The organism is Pseudomonas sp. PB105 (genome assembly GCF_009764655.1).
Lineage (GTDB): Bacteria > Pseudomonadota > Gammaproteobacteria > Pseudomonadales > Pseudomonadaceae > Aquipseudomonas > Aquipseudomonas cyclaminis.
Map to the genome: position 1 here is coordinate 476,462 of NZ_RWIO01000093.1, position 26,972 is coordinate 503,433.

22 protein-coding genes are annotated in these 26,972 nt (G+C 59.2%); 4 read left to right on the top strand and 18 right to left on the bottom strand.

The genetic code is table 11. The features are described 5' to 3' along the window. Positions 1 to 195: 195 nt before the first annotated feature. Positions 196 to 6,000, top strand: a complete 5,805-nt coding sequence (locus EJD88_RS25385; RefSeq protein WP_158879275.1) for an alpha-2-macroglobulin — start codon at positions 196 to 198, stop codon at positions 5,998 to 6,000. After that, positions 5,981 to 8,278, top strand: a complete 2,298-nt coding sequence (gene pbpC / locus EJD88_RS25390; RefSeq protein ID WP_158879276.1) for a penicillin-binding protein 1C — start codon at positions 5,981 to 5,983, stop codon at positions 8,276 to 8,278. The genes EJD88_RS25385 and pbpC overlap by 20 nt, the downstream gene beginning before the upstream one ends. Before the next feature lie 7 nt (positions 8,279 to 8,285). Here the strand turns inward: pbpC and EJD88_RS25395 are convergent, their stop codons facing one another. The 18 genes from EJD88_RS25395 to mnmG all read right to left on the bottom strand — a co-directional run bounded on the left by EJD88_RS25395 (position 8,286) and on the right by mnmG (position 24,895). Then, on the bottom strand, positions 8,286 to 8,510 hold the full coding sequence (locus tag EJD88_RS25395) for a hypothetical protein (RefSeq protein WP_177411502.1): 225 nt from the start codon (positions 8,508 to 8,510) through the stop codon (positions 8,286 to 8,288). 210 nt (positions 8,511 to 8,720) lie between these two features. Further along, on the bottom strand, positions 8,721 to 9,089 hold the full coding sequence (locus EJD88_RS25400) for a hypothetical protein (protein ID WP_158879277.1): 369 nt from the start codon (positions 9,087 to 9,089) through the stop codon (positions 8,721 to 8,723). A gap of 57 nt (positions 9,090 to 9,146) precedes the next feature. Next, positions 9,147 to 10,979, bottom strand: coding sequence for a glutamine--fructose-6-phosphate transaminase (isomerizing) (gene glmS, locus EJD88_RS25405; RefSeq protein WP_099586129.1), 1,833 nt, complete (start codon positions 10,977 to 10,979; stop codon positions 9,147 to 9,149). Positions 10,980 to 10,989: 10 nt separating this feature from the next. Continuing rightward, complete coding sequence (locus EJD88_RS25410) at positions 10,990 to 11,760, bottom strand: DeoR/GlpR family DNA-binding transcription regulator (RefSeq protein WP_178121998.1); 771 nt, start codon at positions 11,758 to 11,760, stop codon at positions 10,990 to 10,992. Between the two features lie 161 nt (positions 11,761 to 11,921). Next, positions 11,922 to 13,289 carry a bifunctional UDP-N-acetylglucosamine diphosphorylase/glucosamine-1-phosphate N-acetyltransferase GlmU gene (gene glmU / locus EJD88_RS25415; protein WP_158879278.1) on the bottom strand — a complete coding sequence of 456 codons (1,368 nt, stop codon included), beginning with the start codon at positions 13,287 to 13,289 and terminating at the stop codon, positions 11,922 to 11,924. Between the two features lie 123 nt (positions 13,290 to 13,412). Further along, positions 13,413 to 13,829 (bottom strand): F0F1 ATP synthase subunit epsilon, encoded by a 417-nt coding sequence (locus EJD88_RS25420; RefSeq protein ID WP_032885166.1) that lies wholly within the window; start codon positions 13,827 to 13,829, stop codon positions 13,413 to 13,415. Positions 13,830 to 13,873: 44 nt separating this feature from the next. Further along, entirely contained in the window at positions 13,874 to 15,250 is a 1,377-nt protein-coding gene (gene atpD, locus EJD88_RS25425) for a F0F1 ATP synthase subunit beta (RefSeq protein WP_003177062.1), read from the bottom strand. 27 nt (positions 15,251 to 15,277) lie between these two features. Further along, positions 15,278 to 16,138 carry a F0F1 ATP synthase subunit gamma gene (atpG, locus tag EJD88_RS25430; RefSeq protein WP_010565870.1) on the bottom strand — a complete coding sequence of 287 codons (861 nt, stop codon included), beginning with the start codon at positions 16,136 to 16,138 and terminating at the stop codon, positions 15,278 to 15,280. Between the two features lie 50 nt (positions 16,139 to 16,188). Next, on the bottom strand, positions 16,189 to 17,733 hold the full coding sequence (gene atpA / locus EJD88_RS25435) for a F0F1 ATP synthase subunit alpha (protein ID WP_003177064.1): 1,545 nt from the start codon (positions 17,731 to 17,733) through the stop codon (positions 16,189 to 16,191). A 21-nt stretch (positions 17,734 to 17,754) separates the two neighbouring features. Continuing rightward, a complete protein-coding gene (locus EJD88_RS25440; RefSeq protein WP_017528669.1) occupies positions 17,755 to 18,291 on the bottom strand; it encodes a F0F1 ATP synthase subunit delta in 537 nt (178 codons plus the stop codon). A 12-nt stretch (positions 18,292 to 18,303) separates the two neighbouring features. Next, positions 18,304 to 18,774, bottom strand: a complete 471-nt coding sequence (locus tag EJD88_RS25445) for a F0F1 ATP synthase subunit B (RefSeq protein WP_008439543.1) — start codon at positions 18,772 to 18,774, stop codon at positions 18,304 to 18,306. 56 nt (positions 18,775 to 18,830) lie between these two features. Then, on the bottom strand, positions 18,831 to 19,088 hold the full coding sequence (gene atpE / locus EJD88_RS25450; protein ID WP_002555987.1) for a F0F1 ATP synthase subunit C: 258 nt from the start codon (positions 19,086 to 19,088) through the stop codon (positions 18,831 to 18,833). A gap of 133 nt (positions 19,089 to 19,221) precedes the next feature. Further along, positions 19,222 to 20,091, bottom strand: coding sequence for a F0F1 ATP synthase subunit A (gene atpB / locus EJD88_RS25455; protein WP_017736231.1), 870 nt, complete (start codon positions 20,089 to 20,091; stop codon positions 19,222 to 19,224). A gap of 16 nt (positions 20,092 to 20,107) precedes the next feature. Further along, positions 20,108 to 20,515, bottom strand: a complete 408-nt coding sequence (locus tag EJD88_RS25460; protein WP_010565865.1) for a F0F1 ATP synthase subunit I — start codon at positions 20,513 to 20,515, stop codon at positions 20,108 to 20,110. Between the two features lie 148 nt (positions 20,516 to 20,663). Then, entirely contained in the window at positions 20,664 to 21,536 is an 873-nt protein-coding gene (locus tag EJD88_RS25465; RefSeq protein WP_017135124.1) for a ParB/RepB/Spo0J family partition protein, read from the bottom strand. Between the two features lie 9 nt (positions 21,537 to 21,545). Beyond that, a complete protein-coding gene (locus tag EJD88_RS25470; RefSeq protein WP_032885161.1) occupies positions 21,546 to 22,343 on the bottom strand; it encodes a ParA family protein in 798 nt (265 codons plus the stop codon). A gap of 18 nt (positions 22,344 to 22,361) precedes the next feature. Beyond that, on the bottom strand, positions 22,362 to 23,006 hold the full coding sequence (gene rsmG, locus EJD88_RS25475; RefSeq protein WP_150674558.1) for a 16S rRNA (guanine(527)-N(7))-methyltransferase RsmG: 645 nt from the start codon (positions 23,004 to 23,006) through the stop codon (positions 22,362 to 22,364). Continuing rightward, positions 23,003 to 24,895, bottom strand: coding sequence for a tRNA uridine-5-carboxymethylaminomethyl(34) synthesis enzyme MnmG (gene mnmG, locus EJD88_RS25480; protein ID WP_099586248.1), 1,893 nt, complete (start codon positions 24,893 to 24,895; stop codon positions 23,003 to 23,005). Before mnmG ends, rsmG begins: the two co-directional genes overlap by 4 nt. Before the next feature lie 566 nt (positions 24,896 to 25,461). Here mnmG and EJD88_RS25485 point away from each other — a divergent pair. Together EJD88_RS25485 and EJD88_RS25490 are read left to right on the top strand one after the other, a co-directional pair. Further along, positions 25,462 to 25,968, top strand: coding sequence for a sigma-70 family RNA polymerase sigma factor (locus EJD88_RS25485; RefSeq protein ID WP_099586134.1), 507 nt, complete (start codon positions 25,462 to 25,464; stop codon positions 25,966 to 25,968). Continuing rightward, entirely contained in the window at positions 25,968 to 26,912 is a 945-nt protein-coding gene (locus EJD88_RS25490) for a FecR domain-containing protein (RefSeq protein ID WP_158879279.1), read from the top strand. Before EJD88_RS25485 ends, EJD88_RS25490 begins: the two co-directional genes overlap by 1 nt. Positions 26,913 to 26,972 lie beyond the last annotated feature (60 nt).

A 26,972-nucleotide genomic window follows, 5' to 3' on the forward strand; every position in this document is an offset into this window, starting at 1 on the left:
TTCGCAGCACCAACGAGCTTAAAGGCTGACCGATAACCCTTGTGGTGAGCGGGCTTGCCCGCGCTGGGCTGCGCAGCAGCCCCTAACCAGACGCTGAGTTCCAACAGAAGGATCCCGGCGTGCGGCGCATATCGGCGTCATCTTTTGTATCAAAGACCCTGTAAGATACGCCGCACTTAGCCAGGGATGCTCACCATGTTCGATTCGCTCAAAGCCATCAGCCGTCGTGTTGTCGGCGTGTTTCTGACCGTGGTGGGGGCCGTTTTCGGCCAATGGCATCCGCCGCTGTGGCTGCGGGCTATCGGCCGCGGCATGGCGAAACTGGGCGCTAAAGCCCGCGCTTACCCGCGCCAGACGGGTGCCGGGGTGCTCGGGCTGGTATTGCTCGCAGCGGCTGGCTTCTACGGCTGGCACTGGTATTCCAACCTGCCGCAGCCACACACCGCGAGCTACTCGTTGCACAAACCCAACCTGACTGACTACACCCAGCCCACGCCGGTTGTGGATAACTTGCAGGTGCGTTTCGCCGAATCCGTGGCGCCGCTTGCCGCCATTGGCAAGCCTGTTACCGAGGGCATTACCCTCAAGCCTGAGGTCGCGGGCACTTGGCGCTGGGCAGACGACCGCAGCCTGTTGTTCGTGCCGGAAAAAGACTGGCCCATCGACGCCCATTACACCCTCGATCTGGCCAAGAAAAACCTGCTGGCAGACGGCGTATTGCTGGATCAGTACAGCACCCAGTTCTCCACGCAACCGTTCCGCGCCACCCTGGCCGCCAACGAGTTGTACCAGGATCCATCCAACCCGACGCTGAAACAGCTGGTGGCGACCTTCCGGTTTTCCCACCCGGTGGATGAAGACAACCTACGCAAGCGTGTAACCGTGACCCTCGGCAAAGGCCTGGCCTACCGCGACGCCCAGTTGCCCAATCGCCCGGAAATCACCTTCGACGAGAAGAAGCTCAACGCCTACGTACGCTCCGCCGCCCTGGCCACCCCGCTGGAAAGCACCCCGGTCAGCGCCAAGCTCGACGAAGGCATCAAGGCCCGCGACGGCGGCAATGCCAGCGCCGCGCCATTGGTGGCCGAAGTCACCGTACCCGGCCGCTATCGCCTGACCTTTTCCGGCGCCGAAGTCCGCTTTGTGGATAACGAACGCGCCGAGCCAGAGCCGGTGCTGATGTTCAGCAGTTCCAGCGCGGTAGCCGATGACACCATCGCCGGTAAGGTCCAGGCCTGGTTGTTGCCAGAAAAAGCCCAGGACGACACGCGCCCTTACACCACCAATGAGATCGACGACGCCCTGCTCGCCCGCAGCACCAAGGTCAACCTGACCCACGTGCCCAGCGTCGAACCGCTGAACACCCTGCATGCCTTCAAGTTCAAGGCTCCGGCCGGTCGTGCGCTGTATGTGCGCGTGCCCGCCAACCTGGAAGCCATTGGCGGTTATCTGGCAAAAAATCCTACGGCGTCGCTGGTGAGCATGCCGGCGTATCCGCGCACCTTGCAGTTCCTGTCTGACGGCGCCCTGCTCAGCCTTACCGGTGAAAAACGCTTGGGCTTCATGGCCCGTGGCGTGCCCGGCGCCCACGTGGAAATCGCCCGCCTGTTGCCCAACCAGTTGCAGCACCTGGTGGACCAGAGCAGCGGCAGCTTTGCGCGACCGAACTTCGGCAATGAGTACTTCGATCGCATGGTCGAGCGTCAGTCCCTGGACATTGCGCTGTCATCCAATGACCCGGCCAAAACCGTCTACGACAACGTGGACTTGAGCCACTACCTCACCGCCAACGGCGGCCGTCGCGGCATTTTTGTGCTCAAGCTCAGCCCACAGGATGAGCCGGCCGAGCGTACCTTCGACTACGACCGCAGCAGCACCAGTGACCTGCGGTTTATCGTGGTGACCGACCTCGGCATCATCGCCAAACGGTCCAGCGATGGCAGCCATGACGTGTATGTGCAGTCCATCGGCAATGGCTCTCCGGTGGCCGACGCGCAGGTCGACATCATCGGGCGCAACGGCTTGCCGGTTAGCAGCGGCCACACCGACGGCGAAGGCCATGTGCATTTCGCCAAGCTGGATGAACTGCGCCGTGAGAAAACGCCGCTGATGTATGTAGTCAGTCGCGGCAATGACCAGTCGTTCCTGCCGATTGCCCGTCAGTCTCAGCAGCTGGATTTGTCGCGCTTCGATGTAGGCGGTTTGGAAGAAGACGGTGCGATTGATCGCCTCAGCGCCTACCTGTTTACCGACCGCGGCCTGTACCGGCCTGGCGAAACTGCTCACTTGGGCATGATCGTGCGCAGCGGCAACTGGAAAGGTGCTCTGCAAGGCCTGCCGGTGGAGCTGCAAATCACCGATCCACGGGGTCTGGAAGTGATTCGCCAGCCGCTGAAGCTGTCCGCCAGCGGGTTTGAAACCTTTGACTTCCCCAGCAGCGAAGTCGCCCCCGCCGGGGACTACACCGCGACTTTGCAGTTGATTGGCCAGAAACAGACCCGCACCGACCTGGGCAGTGTCAGCTTCAAGGTCCGCGACTTCGAGCCGGACCGCATGAAAGTCAGCCTGAGCCTGCATGACACGCCGGTACCGGGCTGGATTGCGCCGGACCAGGTGGTGGCCAAAGTCACCGCCATGCACCTGTTCGGCGCCCCGGCCTCGGGCCGTCGCGTCACGGCGAAAATGTCCCTGAGCCCGACGCTCGCGGCCTTCGACCGTTACCCCGATTACCGCTTCCGCCTCAATGACTCCCTGGAAGACGCCAGCACCGAAGACCTGGCCGAAACCACCGTCGACGATAACGGCCAGGCGGTGCTCGACCTCAACCTGCAACGTTTCGCCAACAGCACGTATCGCCTGCAAGTAATGACCCAGGTGTTTGAGGCCGAAGGTGGCCGCAACGTCGCAGCGCAAAGTGCCTTGCTGGTGTCGTCCGCGCCCTACCTGGTGGGTGTGAAGAGTCAGGACTCGCTGTCGTACGTTGCCAAGGATGCGCCACGCCAGGTGCAGTGGATGGCCGTCGCGCCAGACCTTTCGCCGCTGGCGGTGGATGGCCTGACCAGCGAAGTGGTCGAGCACCGTTATGTGTCGGTGCTGGTGAAGCAATCCAACGGTACCTACAAGTACGAGTCGCGCATCAAGAACATCAGCCAACCGGCCTCACCGCTGGTGATGACCAAGGACGGCGCCAAGCAGACCCTGAACACCGGCACACCAGGGGATTTCACCCTGCAAGTGAAGGACGCCAACGGCAACCTGCTCAACCAGATCGACTACAGCGTGGCCGGGCGCGGCAACACCTCGCGCTCCCTGGAGCGTAACGCCGAGCTGCAGCTGCGCCTGGATAAACGCAGCTACGCCACCGGTGATGAGATCGCCATCAGCATTCGCGCGCCGTACACCGGCGCGGGCTTGATCACCATCGAGCGCGATAAGGTCTACACCCAGCAATGGTTCAAGGCTGACAGCACCAACAGCGTGCAACATATCCGCGTGCCTGCAGGGCTTGAGGGCAATGCCTACGTTAACGTGCAGTTCGTGCGGGACATCGGCTCGTCCGAGGTTTATATGAGCCCGCTGTCCTATGGCGTGGTGCCGTTCAGCATCAACCTGGATGCGCGGCGCATGGCGCTGAAGGTCGAAGGCCCGGCGAAGATCGAGCCGGGGCAGACCCTGGATATCAAGGTCAACGCCGACCGGCCGGGTCGCGCAGTGGTCTACGCGGTGGACGAAGGCATCCTGCAAGTAGCGCGCTATCAGACGCCGGATCCGCTGGGTTTCTTCTTCCAGAAACGTGCACTGGAGGTCGGCACCAGTCAGATTCTTGACCTGATCTTGCCGGAATTCAGCCGCCTGCTCAGTGGGGCAGCGCCCGGTGGCGATACGGAAGGCGCCCTGGCCAACCATCTCAACCCGTTCAAGCGTAAACATCAGCCGCCGGTGGCCTGGTGGTCCGGGCTGGTGGATTTGCCGGCCGGTGAGACCATGCTGCATTACCAGGTACCGGACAGCTTCAACGGCAAGTTGCACCTGTTTGCCGTTGCGGTGGATACCGACAGTGTGGGCGTCAGCGAGGCGACGACCGACGTGCGCGGGCCGATCGTGATCACGCCCAACGTACCGGCCTTTGTGGCGCCAGGGGATGTGTTCACTGTCAGCACCGGGGTGTTCAGCAACCTCGACGCCGCAGCGCAGGTGAAGTTTGAGGTGCAGACCAGCGCCGGCCTCGTGGTACAGGGCGACAAGGGCAGCACGCTGTCGCTGCAACCACGCAAGGAAGGCACTGCCGAGTTCAAGATCAAGGTCGGCGACACGCTCGGGTCGGCGGACCTGCGCTTTGTTGCGGTGCTGCCGGATGGCAAGCGGATCCAAGTGGCAGAAACCACCTCGATCCGGCCCTTGAGCGAACACCGCGTGGCCCTGAGCCTGGGGCGTTTCGACAGCGCCAGCAAAGAGCTCAAGCCCACACGTGAACTGTTCAGCCAACTGCGTGATGTGCAACTGGGCGTGGCCGCCTCGCCGCTGGTATGGGCCAACGGCCTCAAGCATTACCTGGATGACTACGGCTATGCGTGCACCGAGCAGTTGGTGTCCAAGGCCATGCCGGCCTTGATCTGGGGCGGCACCGCACCCGAGGCTGAGCAAGCCTTCAACAGCGCGGTACGCATGTTGCGCCAGCGTCAGAACCAGGCCGGTGGCTTTGGTTTGTGGGCGGCCAACCCGGACGTGGCGCCGTACGCCAGCCTGTACGCAACCGACTTCCTGATCGAAGCCAAGGAGCGCGGGCTGCCGGTACCGGAAGATCTGCTGGTACGGTCGAATGCGTATCTGACAGACCTGGCCAACGGCCCGAGCGAAGGCTTGTCGGAATTGCGCAACCGCGCCTACGCCAGTTACCTGCTGAGCCGTCAGGGGATTCTGGTGAGCGGCGCGCTGAGCGACATCCGCGAGCGCTACGAAAGTTACTTCAAGGACAGCTGGCAGAACGACCTGGGCGCCGCCTATCTGGCAGCCAGCTACAAGCTGCTCAAGCAGGATCGCCAGGCCGATACGCTGTTTCGCAAAATCCCGTGGCGTTCGCTGGTGGATAAGTGGGACAGCGACGGTCTGTACTACGACCCACTCGTGCACGACGCCGAACACTTGCACCTGCTGGCGCGCCACTTCCCTGAACTGATGGATGACGTGCCCACCGCGCTGCTGGACAAGCTTGGCAAACGCCTCAATGAGCAGCGCTACAACTCACTGTCGGCAGCCTTGTTGCTGCGCGCCCTGGACAACTATGGCCAGCGTGCGCAAAGCGACATGACCCTCAAGGCCACCGCCTGGCTGGGCGACAAGCAGCAACAATTGCTGGAGATGGCCGGCCAGCCACCGCGCGCCGCCGTACCGGGCGCCACGCAGAAGCTGGTCATGGAAAAATCCGACGGCCCTGCGGCGTTCTACATGCTCAGCGAAGCCGGTTTTGATAAGGGCACCAAGCTCAAAGCCATCAGCAATGGCCTGGAAATCATCCACGAATACCTCGACCTCAAAGGCGAGCCGGTGAGCAAGGTGGCAGTGGGCGACGAGTTCCTGGTGCGCCTGCGCCTGCGCGCCACCGACCGTGATCAAGTGCAGCAAGTGGCTGTGGTTGACCTACTGCCGGGTGGCGTCGAGCCTGTGTATAACTTGCCGCCGGAGCCGGAAGCCGCGAGCAGCGAGGAAAGCGAGGGCGAGGAATCCGAGTACGTAGAAGCCAGCGAAGAAGAAGCCGACACCTGGCAAGCCCCCATCGGCGAGACCGAGTTGAGCAACTGGCAGCCGGACTACGTGGATGTGCGGGATGATCGGGTGGTGTTGTACGGCACTGCGCTACGTGATGTAGGCACTTTCGTGTACCGCGTGCGCGCCACCAATGCAGGGACGTTCAACACGCCACCGGCCTACGCCGAAGGTATGTACGAAACCACCCTGCAAGGGCGTGGCAAAGTAGGCCAGCTTGAAATTACCAAGCCTTAAACGCCTGGCGCCGCTGCTGGCCGCAGCGGCGCTACTGGCGGGGTTGCGGCTGTGGCCCCATGCGCCGCTGGAACAGGCCGTCACGTCCTCCAGAGTGGTATTGGCCGACGACGGCTCGCTACTGCGCATGACCTTGGCCCAGGACGGCCAATATCGCCTGTGGCTACCGCTGGAGCGCATTTCGCCTTCATTGATTGAGGCCCTGCTGCTCAAGGAAGACCGCAATTTCTACTGGCACCCTGGGATCAATCCCCCGGCGTTGCTGCGGGCGGCCATGGCCACCTACAGCGGCGGCCAGCGCCAGGGCGGCTCGACCTTGAGCATGCAACTGGCGCGGCGCCTGTGGGACCTCAACACCCGCCAGGTGCCCGGCAAATTGCAGCAAATGGCGTTGGCGCTGTGGCTGGAGGCGCGCTACAGCAAGCACGACATCCTTGAGGCGTACCTGAACCTGGCGCCCATGGGCGGCAATATTGAAGGTGCCGAAGCGGCCAGCCGCATTTACTTCGGTAAAGCGGCGGCGCAGTTATCGTTGTCCGAAGCCTTGGCGTTGGCAGTGATCCCGCAACAGCCGGGCCGGCGGGCGCGCTTCGGGCCTTCGCTGCAAAACGCCCGGCTGCGCCTGATGGCTGACTGGCGCGAGACTTATCCACAAGACCTGCGCAATGACAGTCTGCTGGACTTGCCCCTGGAAGCGCGCAATCGCCAGCAGATTCCTTTCTTGGCGCCGCACTTGAGCGAACAATTGCTGGCATCCCAAGCCGGTAACGAATTGAACAGCACCCTCAATCTGCCTTTGCAGCAATTGCTGGAGCGTCTGATCAGCGGGTTTATCGCCGAACGGCGCAGCACCGGTGTGGAAAACGCCACGGCGATCCTGATCGATAGCCGCGACCAGAGCGTGAAGGCGTTGGTGGGCTCGGCGGACTACTTATCCACAAGCATCCATGGGCAGGTCAATGGCGTGCTGTCACGGCGCTCGCCGGGGTCAACGCTCAAGCCGTTTCTCTACGGGCTGGCGTTGGACCAAGGGGTGATCCACCCCATGAGCATCCTCAAGGACTTACCGAGTAACTTCGGCTACTTCCAACCGGAAAACTTCGACGGCAGTTTTGTCGGGCCACTGACGGCGCGGGATGCGTTGATCCGTAGTCGCAATATTCCGGCCGTGTGGCTGGCCAGCCAGGTCAAGTCGCCGTCTCTGTACGGTTTGCTGCAACGCGCCGGCATCAAAGGCCTGCGCGACGAAGGCCATTACGGCCTGGCCCTGGCACTGGGTGGTGGCGAGATGACCCCGGAGGAGCTGGCGCGGCTGTATGTGATGTTAGCGGGAGACGGGCATTTACGGCCGTTGCGCTACTTGCAGGAACAGCCGCAAACCACCGGCGCGCAACTGCTCACGCCCCAGGCGGCCTTTATGGTACGCGACATGCTGCGGCGCAACCCGCGTCCCGATGGTCTGCCAGGCCGCCATTGGCGCACCGCCTGGAAAACGGGCACGTCATGGGGTTTTCATGATGCGTGGAGCGCCGGTCTGGTCGGCCCGTATGTGCTGGTGGTGTGGGTGGGTAATTTCGATGGTCGGCCGAACCCGGCGTTTATTGGCGCCAAGACGGCCGCGCCGTTGTTCTTCCGCATTGCGGACGCGTTGCCCCTGGCCTTGCCCAACGTCGCGATCAAAGCCGACAAGCCGCCCGCCGGGCTGGTGCGCATCGATGTCTGCGCCGCCTCCGGCGAGCTGCCGAACCGCTGGTGCCCGCAAACCCGCAAGACCTGGTACATCCCCGGCGTCTCGCCGATTCGTGTGTCCAACCTCCACCGCCCGGTGCTGATCGACACCCGTACCGGCAAAGCCGCGTGCCCGCCACTCGATCCGCAATACACGCGAGAGGAAATCTTCGAATTCTGGCCCAGCGACGTGCAACGCCTTTACCGCGCTGCCGGCCTGCCCCGCCGCACGCCGCCCAGCGTGATGAAAAACTGCCAACCCAACCGCATCACCGACCAGAGCGAAGCGCCGCAGATTCGCTCACCGCTGACCCAGGTGAGCTACCAACTGCGCCTGTCCCAACCCCAGGAAAGCATCCCGCTGAACGCCAACGCCGCCAGCGATGCAGCGACCCTGTACTGGTTCGCCGACCAGACCCTGATCGGCCAGGGCCCACCGCAAGCCACGCTGAACTGGCGGCCGGGCAAGTCGGGGGAATATCGGTTGCGGGTCAGTGATGATCAGGGGCGCAGTGCGAGCCGGGGGTTGCGGGTGGAGTTTGTGCCGTGAGCCTGGTTCAGTAAAAGCGCCGGTGCAGATCCGGAAATATCATCTGGGCGAACCAGACGGGCAACCCAGGAAAAATTGAGCGTGATTTCGCCGACGGCGCTTCGACCACCCCCACATCAATCAATTTCTTGAGCTGGTCGCTCGCCACGCGGTCATGCAGACCGGAGAACACTTTGAAGTCCGCACGGGCGATCTCTCCCTGCGTAAGCAAGATATGGATTGCCTTGGCCATTTCTTGCTTGAATCGACGCAGGGAAACCGGGGGACGGCCAGACAGGCTCCAGCCAGTGGTTTCCAGACATGAATTTATGCGTCATTTCGCTCATCTTTTCCGATTTATTTTCGGATCTATTTTTCCTGTAAGTCCAATACTAGCGGGATTAATAGAGAGTTTTATACATCTCTTTCCTCAAGATTTTTCCGATTTATTTTCTGTTTTTTTCTAACCGGCTAATTCAAGGTAGTTCGACTCCCCGCCCCCGGTAGCACCCGACAACCAACCCCACACAAAGCTCAGTCTGGTAAGCCCGGACTTATCCACAGCCACCGTGCCTCGCGACCATCCGGACAGCAGCTCACCGTCCAGCGTCAGGCACTGAAACAGCAGCTCAATGGTGTCGGCACCGGTGACGCGACCGACTTGCGTCCCCATGCGGATTCGGCCGCCTTGGTAGGTGCTGGAAATGGCATCGCCGTCGACAAGGTAATGAAACACCGTGCCGGTACCGGAAAGGCCATGGGTGTTGCTGGCGACGGCAAACCGGCGATTGTGCAAAAGCTCGCCGGGTTGGGGAAAGGAAGAAGGGGTCAACGTAGCGTCCTTGCGTTGAAACCTGGAGGCCGCGGGGGCCTCCAGGTACGTGGGGTGTTACTCGACTGTCACCGATTTGGCCAGGTTGCGCGGCTGGTCAACGTCGGTGCCCTTGAGCACGGCCACGTAGTACGACAGCAACTGCAGCGGGATCGTGTAGAGGATCGGCGACAGGGTGTCGTTGATGTGCGGCATGTTGATGACGTGGGTGCCTTCAGCGTTGGTCATGCCAGCTTTCTCGTCGGCGAATACCACCAGTTGGCCGCCACGGGCGCGTACTTCCTGCAGGTTGGATTTGAGTTTTTCCAGCAGTTCGTTGTTCGGCGCTACGGTGACTACTGGCATGTCGTCATCCACAAGGGCCAGGGGGCCGTGTTTGAGCTCACCGGCCGGGTAGGCTTCGGCGTGGATGTACGAGATTTCCTTGAGCTTGAGGGCGCCTTCCATCGCCACCGGGTATTGCGCGCCACGGCCGAGGAACAGGGTGTGGTTCTTGTCGGCGAATAGCTCGGCGACTTTCTCTACCACGCTGTCCATGGCCAGGGCTTCGCCCAGGCGGGTCGGCAGGCGGCGCAGTTCTTCCACCAAGGTGGCTTCGACGCCTTCGGCCAGGGTGCCGCGCACTTGGCCCAGGGACAGGGTCAGCAGCAACAGGCCGACCAACTGGGTGGTGAAGGCTTTGGTGGAAGCCACGCCGATTTCGCGACCAGCCTGGGTCAGCAGGGTCAGGTCGGACTCACGCACCAGCGAGCTGATGCTGACGTTGCAGATCGCCAGGCTGGCGAGGAACCCCAGCTCCTTGGCGTTGCGCAGGGCGGCAAGGGTGTCAGCGGTTTCGCCGGACTGGGAGATGGTCACGAACAGGGTGTCGGGCTGCACCACCACCTTGCGGTAGCGGAATTCGCTGGCGACTTCGACCTGGCAAGGGATGCCGGCCAGTTCTTCCAACCAGTAACGGGCAACCATACCCGCGTGGTAGCTGGTGCCGCAGGCGACGATCTGCACATTGCGCACTTTGGCGAACAGCTCGGCGGCTTGTGGGCCGAATGCGTTGACCAGCACTTGGTGCTGGCTCAGTCGACCTTCCAATGTGCGTTGGACCACGGCCGGTTGCTCGTGGATTTCCTTGAGCATGAAGTGACGATATTCGCCTTTGTCGGCGGCTTCGGCACCGTCACGGTATTGCACGGCTTCGCGTTCGACGGAGTTGCCGTTCACGTCCCAGATCGCCACGCTTTCGCGGCGGATGTCGGCAATATCGCCCTCTTCCAGGTACATGAAGCGGTCAGTCACCTGGCGCAGGGCCAGTTGATCGGAAGCGAGGAAGTTTTCCCCCAGGCCCAGGCCGATCACCAGCGGGCTGCCACTGCGGGCGGCAACCACGCGGTCGGGTTGGCTGGCGCTGACCACGGCTAGGCCATAGGCGCCGTGCAGTTCCTTGACCGTGGCCTTGAGGGCGGTGGTCAGGTCGCTGTGGTCCTTGAGCTTGTGGTTGAGCAGGTGGGCGATGACTTCGGTGTCGGTGTCCGAGGTGAACACGTAGCCCAGGCTCTTGAGTTGCTCACGCAGCACTTCGTGGTTTTCGATGATGCCGTTGTGCACCACGGCCAGGTCGCCGGAGAAGTGCGGGTGGGCGTTGCGTTCGCACGGCGCACCGTGGGTGGCCCAACGGGTGTGGGCAATACCCAGGCGGCCGACCAGCGGCTCGCCGGCCAGGGCCTGTTCCAGCTCGCTGACCTTGCCTGGGCGACGCATGCGCTCAAGCTTGCCGGCGTTGCTGAAGACGGCCACACCGGCGCTGTCGTAGCCACGGTATTCCAGGCGCTTGAGGCCTTCGATCAAAATCGCGGTCACGTTACGTTCGGCGACTGCGCCTACAATTCCACACATGGTGCTTCTCCTAGATGATTGCCGCGCATATCAGCGTAATGCCGCGGGCTTGGATCTGGTCGCGGGCCTCAAGCGGCAGGCGATCATCGGTAATAAGGGTATGGACGCTGCTCCAGGGCAGTTCCAGGTTGGGAATCTTGCGGCCGATCTTGTCGGATTCGACCATCACCACCACTTCACGGGCGACCTCGGCCATCACGCGGCTCAGGCCCAGCAGTTCGTTGAAGGTGGTGGTACCGCGCTGCAGATCGATGCCGTCGGCCCCGATGAACAGTTGATCAAAGTCGTAGGAACGTAAAACCTGCTCGGCAACCTGGCCCTGGAACGAGTCCGAGTGGGGGTCCCAGGTGCCGCCGGTCATCAACAGCACTGGCTCATGTTCCAGTTCGCTCAAGGCGCTGGCCACGTGCAGGGAGTTGGTCATCACCACCAGGCCGGGCTGGTGGCCGAGTTCCGGAATCATGGCGGCGGTAGTACTGCCGCTGTCGATGATGATGCGGGCGTGTTCGCGCAGACGCATCACCGCCGCACGGGCAATGGCCCGCTTATGGGCCGAGACCGGTTGAGCGGCATCGCCGACCAGTTCCTGGGGCATGGTGATTGCGCCACCGTAGCGGCGCAGCAGCAGGCCGTTGCTTTCGAGGGCGGCCAGGTCCTTGCGGATGGTCACTTCCGAGGTTTCGAAACGTTTGGCCAGTTCGTCCACGCTGACTTCGCCCTGTTCATTGAGCAAGGCCAGGATGTTGTGGCGTCGTTGGGGTGTATTTCGTTTCGACATGATGATGATAAGTTTCGTTTCGAAAGATAACGAAGGCAATCAAAACCTATTGAGAAGGTAGCGTCAAGCGTCGGGATAAGATTTTTCGAACAACACATGACAAATGTGGGAGGGGGCAAGACCCCTCCCACATTGGAGCTAAGTTACCTGGGGATGTGGATAACTCAGGTCTTTTTGATTTTGACCGGGCGTTTCCAGCCGTCGATATTGCGTTGGCGGGCGCGTGCTACGGCCAATTGGGACTTATCCACATCCTGGTTGATGGTTGAGCCCGCGGCAGTGTTCGAACCATCGCCGATTGTCACAGGTGCAATCAGCGAATTATTCGAGCCGATGAATACGTCCTCACCAATCGTCGTCTGGTACTTGTTGGCGCCATCGTAGTTGCAGGTGATCGCGCCGGCGCCAATGTTGCTGCGAGCACCGATCACCGTATCACCCAGGTAAGCAAGGTGGCCGGCCTTTGCGTCGTCGCCCATTTTCGCGTTTTTCAGTTCGACGAAATTGCCGACATGCGCCCTGGCGCCCATCACGGTACCCGGACGCAACCGTGCAAACGGGCCGGCGTCGCTGCCCTCGCCCATCACGGCACCGTCGATATGACTGTTGGCCTTGACCACCACGCCTTTACGCAAGGTGCTGTCCTTGATCACACAGTTCGGGCCAATCACCACGTCGTCTTCGATGATTACGCGACCTTCCAGGATCACGTTGATGTCGATCAGCACATCTCGGCCCACAGTCACTTCACCGCGCACGTCAAAGCGAGCCGGATCACGCAGGGTTACGCCGAGCGCCATCAGGCGACGGCCTTCGCGCAATTGATAGTGACGCTCAAGCTCTGCAAGCTGCTTGCGGTCGTTGGCGCCCTGCACTTCCATCGGGTCGTGGGGCTGTTCGGTGGCGACCAGCAGGCCATCACTCACGGCCATCTCGATGACGTCGGTGAGGTAGTACTCGCCCTGGGCGTTGTTGTTGGACAGGCGGCTCATCCAGTCAGCAAGCTTGTTCGCAGGGACGGCGAGAATCCCGGTATTGCCTTCGGTGATGGCGCGTTGGGCTTCGCTGGCGTCCTTGTGTTCAACGATGGCGGCGACCTTGCCGTCAGCATTGCGCACGATGCGCCCGTAGCCGGTGGGGTCGTCCAGTTCAACGGTGAGCAGGCCCATCTGGCCAGGCACTACGTGCTTGAGCAGGCGTTGCAGGGTTTCCACTTCGATCAGCGGCACGTCGCCATAGAGGATCAGTACCGTATCGGCGGTGATGAACGGTACGGCTTGCGCGGTGGCGTGGCCGGTGCCCAGTTGCTTGTCCTGCAATACGAAATTCAGGTCGTCCGCGGCCAGGCGCTCACGCACGGCATCGGCACCGTGGCCGATCACCACGTGGATGCGTTGCGGGTCCAACTGCCGGGCGCTGTGGATAACATGGCCAAGCATGGAGTTGCCGGCCACCGGGTGCAGCACCTTGGGCAGGGCTGAACGCATGCGGGTGCCCTGGCCTGCGGCGAGAATGACGATTTCAAGAGACATGAATGGCTACCAATCCTGGGCGGTCCGGGTTCAGACCAGAGAAGTGTTTTGCTAAAAAAGAAAAAGGGTAGCCGAGGCTACCCTTTTTAATCAATCGCGCTTGAAGCATTGCGGCTAGGCCGCTTACTTCTTGCGGATCTGCTGGAGCGTGCGCAGCTGGGCTGCAGCCTCGGCCAGACGTACAGCAGCAGCGCTGTAGTCGAAGTCCGCACCCTTTTCGTTCAGGGCCTTCTCGGCAGCCTTGACGGCTTCCTGAGCGGAGGCTTCATCCAGGTCGCCAGCACGTTGCACAGTGTCGGCAAGTACCTTGACCATGTTCGGCTGAACCTCAAGGAAACCACCGGAGATGTAAAACACCTCACGTTCCCCGCCTTGCTTGGTCAGAGTGATCGGACCTGGCTTCAAGCTGGTGATCAACGGCGCGTGGCCCATGGCAATACCCAGGTCACCGAGTTCGCCGTGTGCAATCACCATTTCTACCAGACCGGAGAAGATTTCCCCTTCCGCGCTGACGATATCGCAATGGACTGTCATAGCCATCTGATTGCCTCAACCTGATGAGCGCCCGTTTCCGGGCGCCTGGATTACAGTTTCTTGGCTTTCTCGATCGCTTCTTCGATGCCGCCGACCATGTAGAACGCTTGTTCTGGCAGGTGGTCGTAGTCACCGTTGAGGATGCCTTTGAAGCCAGCAATGGTGTCTTTCAGGGAAACGTATTTACCCGAAGCACCGGTGAAGACTTCAGCCACGAAGAACGGCTGCGACAAGAAGCGCTGGATCTTACGAGCACGGTTTACCAACTGCTTGTCGGCTTCCGACAGCTCGTCCATACCCAGGATCGCAATGATGTCCTTCAGTTCTTTGTAACGCTGCAGCACGTACTGAACGCCGCGAGCGGTGTCGTAGTGCTCCTGGCCGATCACGTTCGGGTCCAGCTGGCGCGAAGTCGAGTCCAGTGGATCGACCGCTGGGTAGATACCCAGGGAAGCGATGTCACGGGACAGAACGACGGTGGCGTCCAAGTGGGCGAAGGTGGTCGCTGGCGACGGGTCGGTCAAGTCATCCGCAGGTACGTATACCGCTTGGATCGAAGTGATCGAACCTTCCTTGGTCGAAGTGATACGTTCTTGCAGAACACCCATCTCTTCAGCCAGGGTCGGCTGGTAACCTACTGCAGAAGGCATACGGCCCAGCAGTGCGGATACTTCAGTACCGGCCAAGGTGTAACGGTAGATGTTGTCGACGAACAGCAGAACGTCGTTACCTTCGTCACGGAACTTCTCGGCCATGGTCAGGCCAGTCAGTGCTACGCGCAGACGGTTACCCGGCGGCTCGTTCATCTGACCGTAAACCAGTGCCACTTTGTCCAGAACGTTGGAGTCCTTCATCTCGTGGTAGAAGTCGTTACCCTCACGGGTACGCTCACCCACACCGGCGAACACGGAATAACCGCTGTGCTCGATGGCGATGTTACGGATCAGTTCCATCATGTTTACGGTCTTGCCTACACCGGCACCACCGAACAGACCGACTTTACCGCCTTTGGCGAACGGGCAAACCAGGTCGATAACCTTGATGCCGGTTTCCAGCAGGTCGTTGCCACCAGCTTGTTCCGCGAACGAAGGTGCTGGACGGTGAATGCCCCAACGCTCTTCGGTGTCGATCGGACCCGCTTCGTCAATCGGGTTGCCCAGTACGTCCATGATCCGGCCCAGGGTCGCTTTACCGACCGGTACGGAAATGGCAGCGCCAGAGTCGATAACGTCCAGACCGCGCTTCAAGCCTTCGGTGGAACCCATCGCAATGGTACGAACTACACCGTCGCCCAGCTGCTGCTGAACTTCCAGAGTAGTTTCCGCGCCTTGTACTTTCAGCGCGTTGTAGATGCTCGGTACGCTGTCGCGTGGAAATTCCACGTCGATAACGGCGCCGATGATTTGAACGATACGTCCGCTACTCATAGCTGGATCCTCTGAATATTTGAACCGTTAAACCGCGGCAGCGCCGCCGACGATTTCCGAGATCTCTTGGGTGATCGCAGCCTGACGCGCCTTGTTGTAGATCAGCTGCAAATCGCTGATCAGATCACCGGCGTTATCGGTAGCGTTTTTCATCGCGATCATCCGCGCCGCTTGTTCAGCTGCGTTGTTCTCGACCACCGCCTGGTACACCTGCGACTCCACGTAGCGCACCATCAAGCCGTCAAGCAGCTCTTTGGCGTCTGGTTCGTAGAGGTAGTCCCAGTGGTGCTTGAGTTCCTGATCCGGAGTCGCCACCAGTGGAATCAATTGCTCCACGGTTGGCTGCTGGGTCATGGTGTTGATGAACTTGTTGGATACCACGGACAGGCGGTCAATCCGGCCTTCCAGGTACGCATCCAGCATCACCTTCACACTGCCGATCAAATCATTGATCGACGGCTCTTCACCCAGGTGGCTGATAGCTGCAACGACGTTACCGCCGAAGTTGCGGAAAAAGGCCGCACCCTTGCTACCAACGACACACAGATCGATCTCGACGCCGTTTTCGCGGTTTACCGCCATGTCCTTGACCAGGGCCTTGAACAGGTTGGTATTCAAACCACCGCACAAACCACGGTCACTGCTCACTACCACATAACCCACACGCTTAACTTCGCGGTCGATCATGAACGGGTGGCGGTATTCCGGGTTGGCGTTGGCCAGATGCCCAATTACCTGGCGGATACGCTCCGCATAAGGACGGCTAGCAGCCATGCGCATTTGTGCCTTGCGCATTTTGCTGACCGCCACTTTTTCCATGGCGCTGGTAATTTTTTGCGTGCTTTTGATGCTCGCAATCTTACTGCGAATCTCTTTTGCGCCTGCCATGTAACACCTATCAGGTTAGCAAGCGGGAGCCTTGCGGCTCCCGCTGCGGCTTACCAGGTTTGGGTGGCCTTGAACTTCTCGATACCGGCTTTCATGCCAGCGTCGATATCGTCATTGAAGTCACCCTTCACGTTGATCTTCGCCATCAATTCGGCGTGATCGCGGTTGAAGTAAGCAATCAGCGCTTGTTCAAAGCTGCCGACCTTGGCGATTTCAACGTCGGTCAGGAACCCACGCTCAGCGGCATACAGCGACAACGCCATGTCAGCGATCGACATTGGGGCGTATTGCTTCTGCTTCATCAGCTCGGTAACGCGCTGACCATGCTCAAGTTGCTTACGGGTCGCTTCGTCCAGGTCAGAAGCGAACTGGGCGAATGCCGCCAGTTCACGGTACTGAGCCAGAGCGGTACGGATACCACCGGAGAGCTTCTTGATGATCTTGGTCTGAGCGGCACCACCCACACGGGATACCGAAACACCGGCGTTCACTGCAGGACGGATGCCCGAGTTGAACATGGCCGATTCCAGGAAGATCTGACCGTCGGTGATGGAAATCACGTTGGTCGGAACGAACGCGGAAACGTCGCCAGCCTGGGTTTCGATGATCGGCAGTGCGGTCAGGGAACCGGTTTTGCCGGTCACTGCGCCGTTGGTGAACTTCTCTACGTACTCTTCCGAAACGCGGGATGCGCGCTCCAGCAGACGGGAGTGGAGATAGAACACGTCGCCTGGGTAAGCTTCACGGCCTGGTGGACGGCGCAGCAGCAGGGAGATTTGGCGATAAGCCACTGCCTGCTTGGACAGATCGTCATAAACGATCAGCGCGTCTTCACCGCGGTCGCGGAAGAATTCACCCATGGTGCAACCGGAGTACGGTGCCAGGAATTGCAGCGCAGGAGATTCCGAAGCACTGGCAGCCACGATGATCGTGTTGGCCAGGGCGCCGTTTTCTTCCAGCTTGCGAACCACGTTGGCGATGGTCGATTGTTTCTGACCAATAGCTACGTAGACGCAGAAAATGCCGCTGTTCTTCTGGTTGATGATCGCGTCGATTGCCAGAGCGGTTTTACCGATCTGACGGTCACCGATGATCAGCTCACGCTGGCCACGGCCGACAGGAATCATGGCATCGACAGCCTTGTAGCCAGTCTGTACAGGCTGGTCTACCGACTTACGCCAGATCACGCCCGGAGCAACTTTCTCGACCGCGTCGGTCTCGGTGTTGCCCAGTGGACCTTTGCCGTCAACAGGGTTACCCAGTGCGTCGACTACGCGACCCAGCAGTTCCTTACCAACCGGAACTTCCAGGATGCGGCCTGTGCACTTGGCGCTCATGCCTTCAGCCAGACTGGTGTACGCGCCCAATACAACGGCACCTACGGAGTCTTGCTCCAGGTTGAGGGCCATACCGTAGACGCCGCCCGGAAACTCGATCATCTCGCCGTACATTACGTCGGCCAGACCGTGAATCCGCACGATGCCGTCAGATACGCTGACGACAGTGCCTTCGTTACGGGCTTGGGAGGTCACATCGAGCTTGTCGATGCGGCCCTTGATAATTTCACTTATTTCGGAAGGATTGAGTTGCTGCATTGCTCTGCTGCCCCTTCAAACTCAAGATTTCAATGCTTCGGCAAGATTCGCGAGTTTGCCGCGAATCGAGCCATCGATAACCAGGTCGCCGGCGCGAATGACAACACCCCCAATGAGGGATGGGTCTTCCGCAACTTGCAGGCGCACTTCCCGGTCGAGTCGTGCACTGAGAACCTTGGCGAGTTTGTCTTGCTGTTCTTGGTTCAATGCAAAAGCACTGGTCACTTCAACGTCTACCGATTTCTCTTGCTCGGCCTTGTACAGGTCGAACAGAGCGGCAATCTCCGGCAGAAGCAGGAGACGGTCGTTTTCGGCAATGACGTTGATGAAGTTCTGTGCCTTCACATCAAACTTGTCGCCGCACACTTCAATAAAAGTGGCGGCCTTGTCTGCGCTCGTCAGTCGCGGGGCCTTGAGCACGCGCTGCATGGTGTCGTCTTGCGACACTGCTGCAGCCAGGCCGAGCATGGCTGACCAAGAGGCCAGCTGCTGGTGGGCCTGGGCGTGCTCGAAGGCTGCCTTAGCGTAAGGTCGGGCCAACGTGGTCAATTCTGCCATGATCGCCCTCGCTTAAATTTCAGCAGCCAGTTTGTTAACCAGCTCCGCGTGCGCGTTTTGATCGATTGTGGCACCCAGGATCTTCTCAGCACCGCCAACGGCCAGAGCACCCAGTTGGGCACGCAGCGCGTCTTTGACACCGTTCAGTTCCTGCTCGATCTCGGCCTGAGCCTGAACCTTCACACGGTCAGCGTCGATACGGGCTTTTTCAACAGCCTCTTCAACGATCTGGTTACCGCGTTTCTTGGCTTGCTCAATGATTTCGGCTGCTTGAGCTTTCGCTTCGCGCAGTTGTTGACCCGCTTTATCTTGGGCCAACTCCAGGTCGCGAGCTGCTCGTGCTGCAGCGTCCAGTCCATCCGCGATCTTCTTCTGACGTTCGTGCAGAGCTGCGATGACCGGAGGCCATACGAACTTCATGCAGAAAACGACAAAAATCAAGAACGCTAAGGACTGACCAATAATGGTTGCATTAATGTTCACGCCAATACCTCGCTCATTCGTTGCACAACACACCAATCACTCGAAAAGACGAGTGATTAACCGGCGAGTTGACCAACGAAAGGGTTCGCGAAGGTGAAGAACAGAGCGATACCAACACCGATCATGGTCACGGCGTCGAGCAGGCCGGCGACGATGAACATTTTAACTTGCAGCATTGGAACCATTTCTGGCTGACGCGCTGCGCCTTCCAGGAACTTGCCGCCCAGCAGGCCGAAACCAATGGCAGTACCCAGGGCGCCCAGGCCGATCAACAGTGCAACAGCGATAGCGGTTAGACCAACTACAGTTTCCATCTTTCCTCCCGACTTTTACGTCGTATGGTTTAGGTTTTTTAGATTTTAAAGCGGTAAAACAAATCGTTTCATAGCCCTGTTGGGCCACCTTCCCGTTTCACCGGGAAGGACATCAGACTAGTCGAGACTGGTCTTAATGGTTCTCTTCGTGCGCCATCGACAGGTAGACGATGGTCAGCATCATGAAGATGAAGGCCTGCAGGGTGATGATCAGGATGTGGAACACAGCCCACGCCCACTGCAGAACAATGCCCAGGCCGCTAAGCCAGAGCAGGCCGCTGCCGAACATCACAGCGATCAGAATGAACACCAGCTCGCCGGCATACATGTTGCCGAACAGTCGCAGAGCCAGGGAAATCGGCTTGGCGATCAGGGTCACGAATTCCAGCAGGAAGTTCACCGGGATCAGCAGGGCTTGAACGAAGATGTTCTTGCTGCCGAACGGGTGCAGGGTCAGTTCGCCGATGAAGCCGCCGATGCCCTTGATCTTGATGCTGTAGAAAATGATCAACGCAAATACCGACAGGGCCATGCCCAGGGTAGCGTTAGGGTCAGTGGTCGATACGGCACGGAATGGAATGTGCGGATCGCCGGAAATCGCCATGGCCAACTGAGGAATCCAGTCAACCGGGATCAGGTCGACAGCGTTCATCAGGAACACCCAGACGAATATGGTCAGCGCCAGCGGTGCAATCACCGGGCTACGGCCATGGAAGCTGTCTTTCACGCTGCCATCGACGAATTCGACCAATACTTCAACGAAGTTCTGCAAAGCACCTGGCTGACCCGAAGTCGCCTTCTTTGCCGCCATGCGGAAAATCAGGACGAAGATCAGACCCAGTGCGACCGACCAACCCAGAGTGTCCAGGTGGAAAGCCCAGAAGCCCATTTCTTTGGCTTCTGCTGCGGAGTGGGCAAAGCCCCAGCCGCCGTTGGGAAGCTGACCGAAGGTCAGGTTCTGCAAGTGGTGCTGGATATAGCCCGAAGCGGTTGTTTCTGCCATGGTTGCCTCAAACGCCCTAAGGTTTCGAAAGTCTTGTTTTCATTAGCAGGGGAGCGAACCAGCTGACCAGTTGGGTCAACACGAAGACGCCGAATACAGCCAGCGGCGCCAATGGCTTCACACCTGCAAAGGTCAGTGCAAACAGCACTGCCGTCAAAATCAGTTTCCCTGCCTCGCCAGCATAAAAAGACCGGACGATAGCCTGGGCTGCTCGGGCGCCGGAAAACCGAAAGGCCCTGTGAGCAAAATACATATTGGGCAGCAAGGCTATCAGGCCTCCGCAGAGTCCTGAATATCCGGCTACGACTCCATGCCAGTACCAAAGCGCCAATGCGGCGATCAGCAAGATGACAAATTGAGCCAATAAAACCGGAAAAACGGCCAAGCGATGGAACGGCAACGTGTTTGGCGTGCGGGTTTCCATCACTCTTGCTCCTCAATGGTCGGCTGCCGGAAATCAATAACTTGGCATAATTTGTGCCGACAAAATGCGCGCAGAGTATAGGGGCGGTTCTGCCCCTATTCAACTGCCGGGTAGTGATTTCCGATCACGCGCTACATAAGCAAATGTTTCAGCGGATGTGGGCAAGGACGCCCTGAAGCTCATCGAGGGAATTATATCCGATCACCAATTGGCCTTTGCCCTTCTTGCCGTGGCGAATCTGCACCGCAGAGCCCAGGCGTTCGGCCAGGCGTTGCTCAAGACGCGCGATATCCGGATCAGGTTTGGCGGTTTCGACCGGTGCAGGTTTGCCACTGAGCCACTGGCGAACCAGCGCTTCAGTCTGACGAACGGTGAGCCCTCGTGCGACAACGTGTCGCGCCCCTTCAACTTGTTGATTTTCCGGCAACCCGAGCAAAGCACGGGCATGACCCATTTCCAGATCGCCATGGGACAACATGGTCTTGATGACTTCCGGCAATGCGATCAGGCGCAGCAAGTTGGACACGGTGACGCGGGATTTGCCCACCGCGTCGGCCACTTGTTGCTGGGTCAACTGGAATTCCTGCTGCAGACGCTGCAATGCGATCGCCTCTTCGACCGGATTGAGATCTTCACGCTGGATGTTCTCGATCAACGCCATGGCGATGGCGGTTTCATCCGGCACATCACGCACCATCGCAGGGATGGTTTCTTTGCCGGCCTGCTGGCTGGCACGCCAGCGACGTTCACCGGCAATAATTTCAAAACGACCGCCGCCAATCGGACGCACCACGATCGGCTGCATCACGCCCTGGGCCTTGATCGAGTTGGCCAGTTCTTCCAGCGCCTGTGGATCCATGTCCCGGCGTGGCTGGTATTTGCCGCGCTGGATCAGGTCCAGGGGCAAGTGCTGCAGCTCGCGCTCGTCGGCCTGCACCGCTTGTTCTTCAAGCGATGTGACGGTCGGACCACTCAACAGTGCATCCAGTCCACGTCCGAGACCTCGTTTCTTGACGGCCATGGGGATTCCTTAAGTTGGCTGGGCTGCAGCGGTGCGAGAGTTGCGGCGTTGGCGGCGAACCATCTCGCCGGCCAGAGCCAGGTAGGCAATGGCGCCACGGGACGATTTGTCGTACGCCAACGCGGGCATCCCATAGCTTGGCGCTTCGGCCAAACGAATGTTGCGCGGGATCACGGTGTCGTAAAGCTGCTCGCCGAAGTGTTCCTTGAGCTGTGCCGACACATCGTTCATCAGGCTCAGGCGCGGGTCGAACATGGTGCGCAGCAAGCCTTCGATCTGCAGGTTCGGGTTGAGCAACTCGGCGATCCGCTTGATGTTATCCACAAGGTCGCTCAAACCTTCCAGCGCGTAGTACTCGCACTGCATGGGGATAATCACCCCATCGGCCGCCACCAACGCGTTGAGTGTCAGCATCGACAGCGACGGTGGGCAGTCGATCAAGATGTAATCGTAGTTCTCGCGGATCGGCGCCAAGGCGCTGCGCAGACGGCTTTCTTTCATCTGCATTTCCAGCAGCACCACTTCCGCCGCGGTCAAATCGCGGTTGGCCGGCAGCAGTTGATAACCGCCGTGTTCGGAATAGTGCATGGCCTGGGCCAGGTCGCACTCACCGATCAGCAAGTCGTAGACCGAGTTTTCCAGGCCGTGTTTATCCACACCGCTACCCATGGTGGCGTTGCCCTGTGGATCGAGATCGATCAACAGCACCCGGCGCTTGGTCGCGACCAGGGATGCTGCGAGGTTGATGCAGGTGGTGGTTTTGCCCACGCCACCTTTCTGGTTCGCTATCGCGAATACCTTAGCCATTCTTGCTTGTGTTCCCAATCATGCCGTGCGGCGCAGTATCAGCAGATGGCGTTGGCCTTGGCAACCGGGTACGGCCAAGGCGTGTTCGCTATCGAGGTGGAAGTCTGTCGGCAATGCTAACAGCTCATCGCTTGGATGGACGCCCTTCATTGCCAGCCAGCGGGTATCGCGGTCACCCAGGTGGCGTGTCCAGTTGCTGAAGTTCTCCATGCTGCTGAACGCCCGGGAAACAATTCCGTTGAAAGGCAGTTCAGGCGTGAATTCTTCGACACGGCTGTGGATAACATGGAGGTTATCCAGCTTGAGTTCGAGTTTGACCTGGGTCAGGAAGCGGGTTTTCTTGCCGTTGCTGTCCAGGCAAGTCACTTGGGACTCGGGAAACAGGATGGCCAGGGGAATACCCGGCATGCCGCCGCCACTGCCCACGTCCAACCAGCGACCGTTTTCGATAAACGGCATCACGCTCAGACTGTCGAGCAAATGCCGGGACACCATCTCGTCGGGATTTCGCACCGCGGTAAGGTTGTAAGCCTTGTTCCATTTGATCAACAGGGCCAGATAGCCCAGCAGCAACTCGTGCTGGACTGCGGTCAGATCAACGCCCAACTGGCGTGCACCTGTGGATAACTCTTCGGCATGTTGCGAGGTGACCAACGAACTCAAGCGCTTTGCTCCAACTGACGGCCCGCGCCGCGTTTTTTCAAATGAATCATCAACAGCGAAATGGCTGCCGGAGTGACGCCGGGGATACGTGAAGCCTGGCCCAGGGTTTCTGGTCGAGTTATCCCCAGCTTGCTTTGAATTTCTTTCGATAGACCGGAAATCCCGGTGTAGTCGATATCCACAGGCAACTTGGTGTCTTCACTGGCGCGCAGTCGAGCAATCTCGTCCTGCTGGCGATCAATGTAACCGGCATATTTGGTCTTGATTTCGACCTGCTCGGCGACCTGTGGATCTTCTGCGCCGCCCCCCGTCACTTCGACCAAGCCAGCGTAGTCGATTTCCGGACGGGAAAGCAGATTCAGCAAGTTGTACTCGTGGGTCAGCGGCGTGCCGAATTTTTCGGCAATTGCGTCGCCCTGCTCAGTGCCTGGGCGAACCCAGGTGCTTTTCAGGCGCTGCTCTTCCAGTGCAATGCTTTCGCGTTTTTTGCAGAAGGCTGCCCAGCGCGCGTCATCGACCAGACCCAGTTCGCGACCTTTTTCGGTCAAGCGCAAGTCGGCATTGTCTTCACGCAGGATCAGGCGATATTCGGCGCGGGACGTAAACATCCGATACGGTTCCTGGGTACCCAGGGTAATCAGGTCGTCGACCAACACGCCGATGTAGGCTTCATCGCGGCGCGGGCACCAGCTGTCTTTGCCCTGTGCACGCAGTGCCGCGTTGGTCCCGGCCAGCAAACCTTGGGCGCCGGCCTCTTCGTAACCGGTTGTGCCGTTGATTTGGCCGGCGAAGAACAGCCCGCCGATCACTTTGGTTTCCAGGCTGTACTTCAGATCCCGCGGATCGAAGTAGTCGTACTCGATGGCATAACCGGGGCGCACGATGTGCGCATTTTCCATGCCGCGAATCGATTGCACGATCTGGATTTGCACGTCGAACGGCAGGGAAGTGGAAATCCCGTTCGGGTACAGCTCATGAGTGGTCAAGCCTTCGGGCTCGATGAAGACCTGGTGACTGTCCTTGTCGGCAAAGCGGTGGATCTTGTCTTCGATCGACGGGCAATAACGCGGGCCAATCCCTTCGATCACGCCGGAATACATTGGCGAACGGTCGAGGTTCGCGGCAATGATCTCGTGAGTCCTGGCATTGGTGTGGGTAATCCAGCAGCTCACCTGTTTTGGATGCTGCTCTTTGGAGCCCATGAACGACATCACCGGGATCGGCGTATCGCCGGCTTGCTCGGTCATCATCGAGAAATCCACAGAACGCCCATCGATACGCGGCGGGGTCCCGGTTTTCAGGCGACCGACACGCAGTGGCAATTCACGCAGGCGTTTTGCCAGAGCAATCGACGGCGGATCACCGGCTCGGCCACCGGAATAATTTTGCATGCCGATGTGGATAAGTCCGCCAAGGAACGTACCGGTGGTCAACACCACGGATTCAGCGAAGAAACGCAGACCCATTTGGGTGACAACACCTTTCACCACGTCTTGTTCGACGATCAGGTCATCGGCTGCCTGTTGAAATATCCACAGGTTCGGTTGGTTTTCCAGGGTTTCACGTACCGCAGCCTTGTACAGGATGCGGTCGGCTTGTGCCCGAGTAGCACGCACGGCGGGGCCTTTGCGGCTGTTGAGCACGCGAAATTGAATACCACCTTTGTCGGTCGCCATGGCCATGACGCCGCCAAGGGCGTCGATTTCCTTGACCAGATGGCTTTTGCCGATCCCACCAATGGCGGGGTTGCAACTCATTGCACCGAGGGTTTCCACGTTATGCGTGAGCAACAGGGTTTTTACGCCCATGCGTGCTGACGCCAGTGCTGCCTCGGTACCGGCATGACCGCCGCCGATGACGATCACTTCAAAACGGGAAGGGAAATCCACCACGCACCTCGTGCCTGCTTATGTAGGTAATCAGGAATTGATTGTTGAAAGAGTTTTAGAGCTTTGGCGGCAAGTATAGGGACTTAGCCCTTCCTAAAGAACCCTTTGCACAAAATTTAACCAGCTGTGGATGAATCACTGACAATAGAAATTAAAAAGAAAGAAATTTATAAGATCTTTGTTTTTATGTTTATTTCTACTGAGCAACTTTTCTGTGGATAGATCTATGCAGCCCTTTATTTCCGTCGTGTACAGCGATTCAAAAGTCTGTGGTCATGTGCCAATGAGGCCCTTGGATAAGTGCTTTAAGCCTGTGGATTAAACAGGTGGTTATCCACAGATGGGTTTTTGCTCAGGTTTCAGGCCCTGTTATCAACTGGGCACAGGGGCGGTTATTCACAGGGCTTAATCCACAGAAATTGTTGAATTGGGCTGTATTTCACCCACGATGAGGCCATCCAAACTCATCAGTCCGTTGGAGCGGGCGGTAGAAAGAGGGCTATTGTGAGAAAACGATAGGGCAGTTAATAATAGCGATTATCATTAAGCCACCTTGTCTCGCTCCTATGTCTGCTCCTTCGCACACAGCTGTAGTCCAGCACATCTACGAGCAACACCATTCCTGGCTGCACGGGTGGCTCAAAGGCAAGTTGCATAACACCTGCGATGCGGCCGATGTGGCCCACGATACGTTCGTGCGCATCCTGGGCGGCCGTCATGCATCGCAGATCCTGGAACCGCGCGATTACTTGGCGACCGTTGCCAGGGGGTTGGTGATTGATCGGTATCGCCGGCACGCCATTGAACAAGCCTATAGGCAGACTTTGGCCGAACGCCCTGAAGTCATGGCCATCAGTGAAGAAGACAAGGCAATCATCATTGAAACGCTGGTGGCTGTGGACAAAGCGCTTTGCGGCCTCGGTGATCGGGCGCGGCGAATCTTCATGCTCTCGCAGATCGACGGGCTGACTTATCAACAGATCGCTGATCAACTGCAGGTTTCACTGACCACGGTGAAAAAACACATGATCCGTGCACTGACGGAATGCTCGCTGATCATGGCCACCTTGTAATGGCGGCCCCTGATCGCAAAATCTTCGAAGCGGCCGCCAGTTGGTATGTGCAGTTTCAAGCCCAACCACCCACTCCCGCCGAACACCATGCCTGGCAGCAATGGCTCAATGGTGATCCTTCCCACCAGGCCGCGTGGAACCAGATGGAGCAAGTGCAGCGCAGCCTTGGCGCACTGCCTGCGGATTTGACGCGCCGTGCGCTGTCCACCACGCAACAACGCCGCCAGGTACTGAAGTGGATGTTGCTGCTGGGTGGCACCGGGTATTTGGGGTGGAATGTTCAGCAACATACGTCCCTGGGCAACGTGTGGGCCGACTACCGCACCGGCGTAGGTGAACACCGGCGCATCGCGTTGGCCGACGGCACGCAGGTCGATCTCAATACCCACACCTCGATAGACGTGGCGTTCGATGCGCGCCAGCGATTGATCCGCCTGCGTGAGGGGGAAGTACTTATCCACACGGGTAAGTCTGGCGGGCAGACGCCGTTTTACCTCGAAACCCGCCAAGGCCGGGTTGAGGCATTAGGCACGCGGTTTACGGTACGCCAGCTGTCGGATTCCACACGCGTTGGGGTACTGGAAGATCGGGTCAGCGTGTCGCCCGCAGATCAACCTGACCACAGCCAAATCCTCAGTGCGGGTGAAAGCGTCGACTTCGACCGCCACAAGGTTGGGGATAACCATCCGTATCGCAGCACTCAAGCCGCCTGGGTCGACGGGCAATTGATTGTGCTGGATGCTCGGCTGGGTGATGTGATCGACGAGCTTGCCCGCTATCGGCCGGGCGTCTTGCAGTGCGACGCCGCCTCTGGACGCCTGCGCGTCTCCGGAACGTTCCGCCTGGATTCCACCGATGCCGTGCTTTCCAACCTGCAAGCGACCCTGCCTATCCAGGTGAAATACTTCACTCGGTATTGGGTATCGGTGAGTCGAACCGGCTGATCGCAAAAATAATCTACGGGGGGGTTATCTTTTTTTTACCTGGCGCGGCCCTACAGGTAA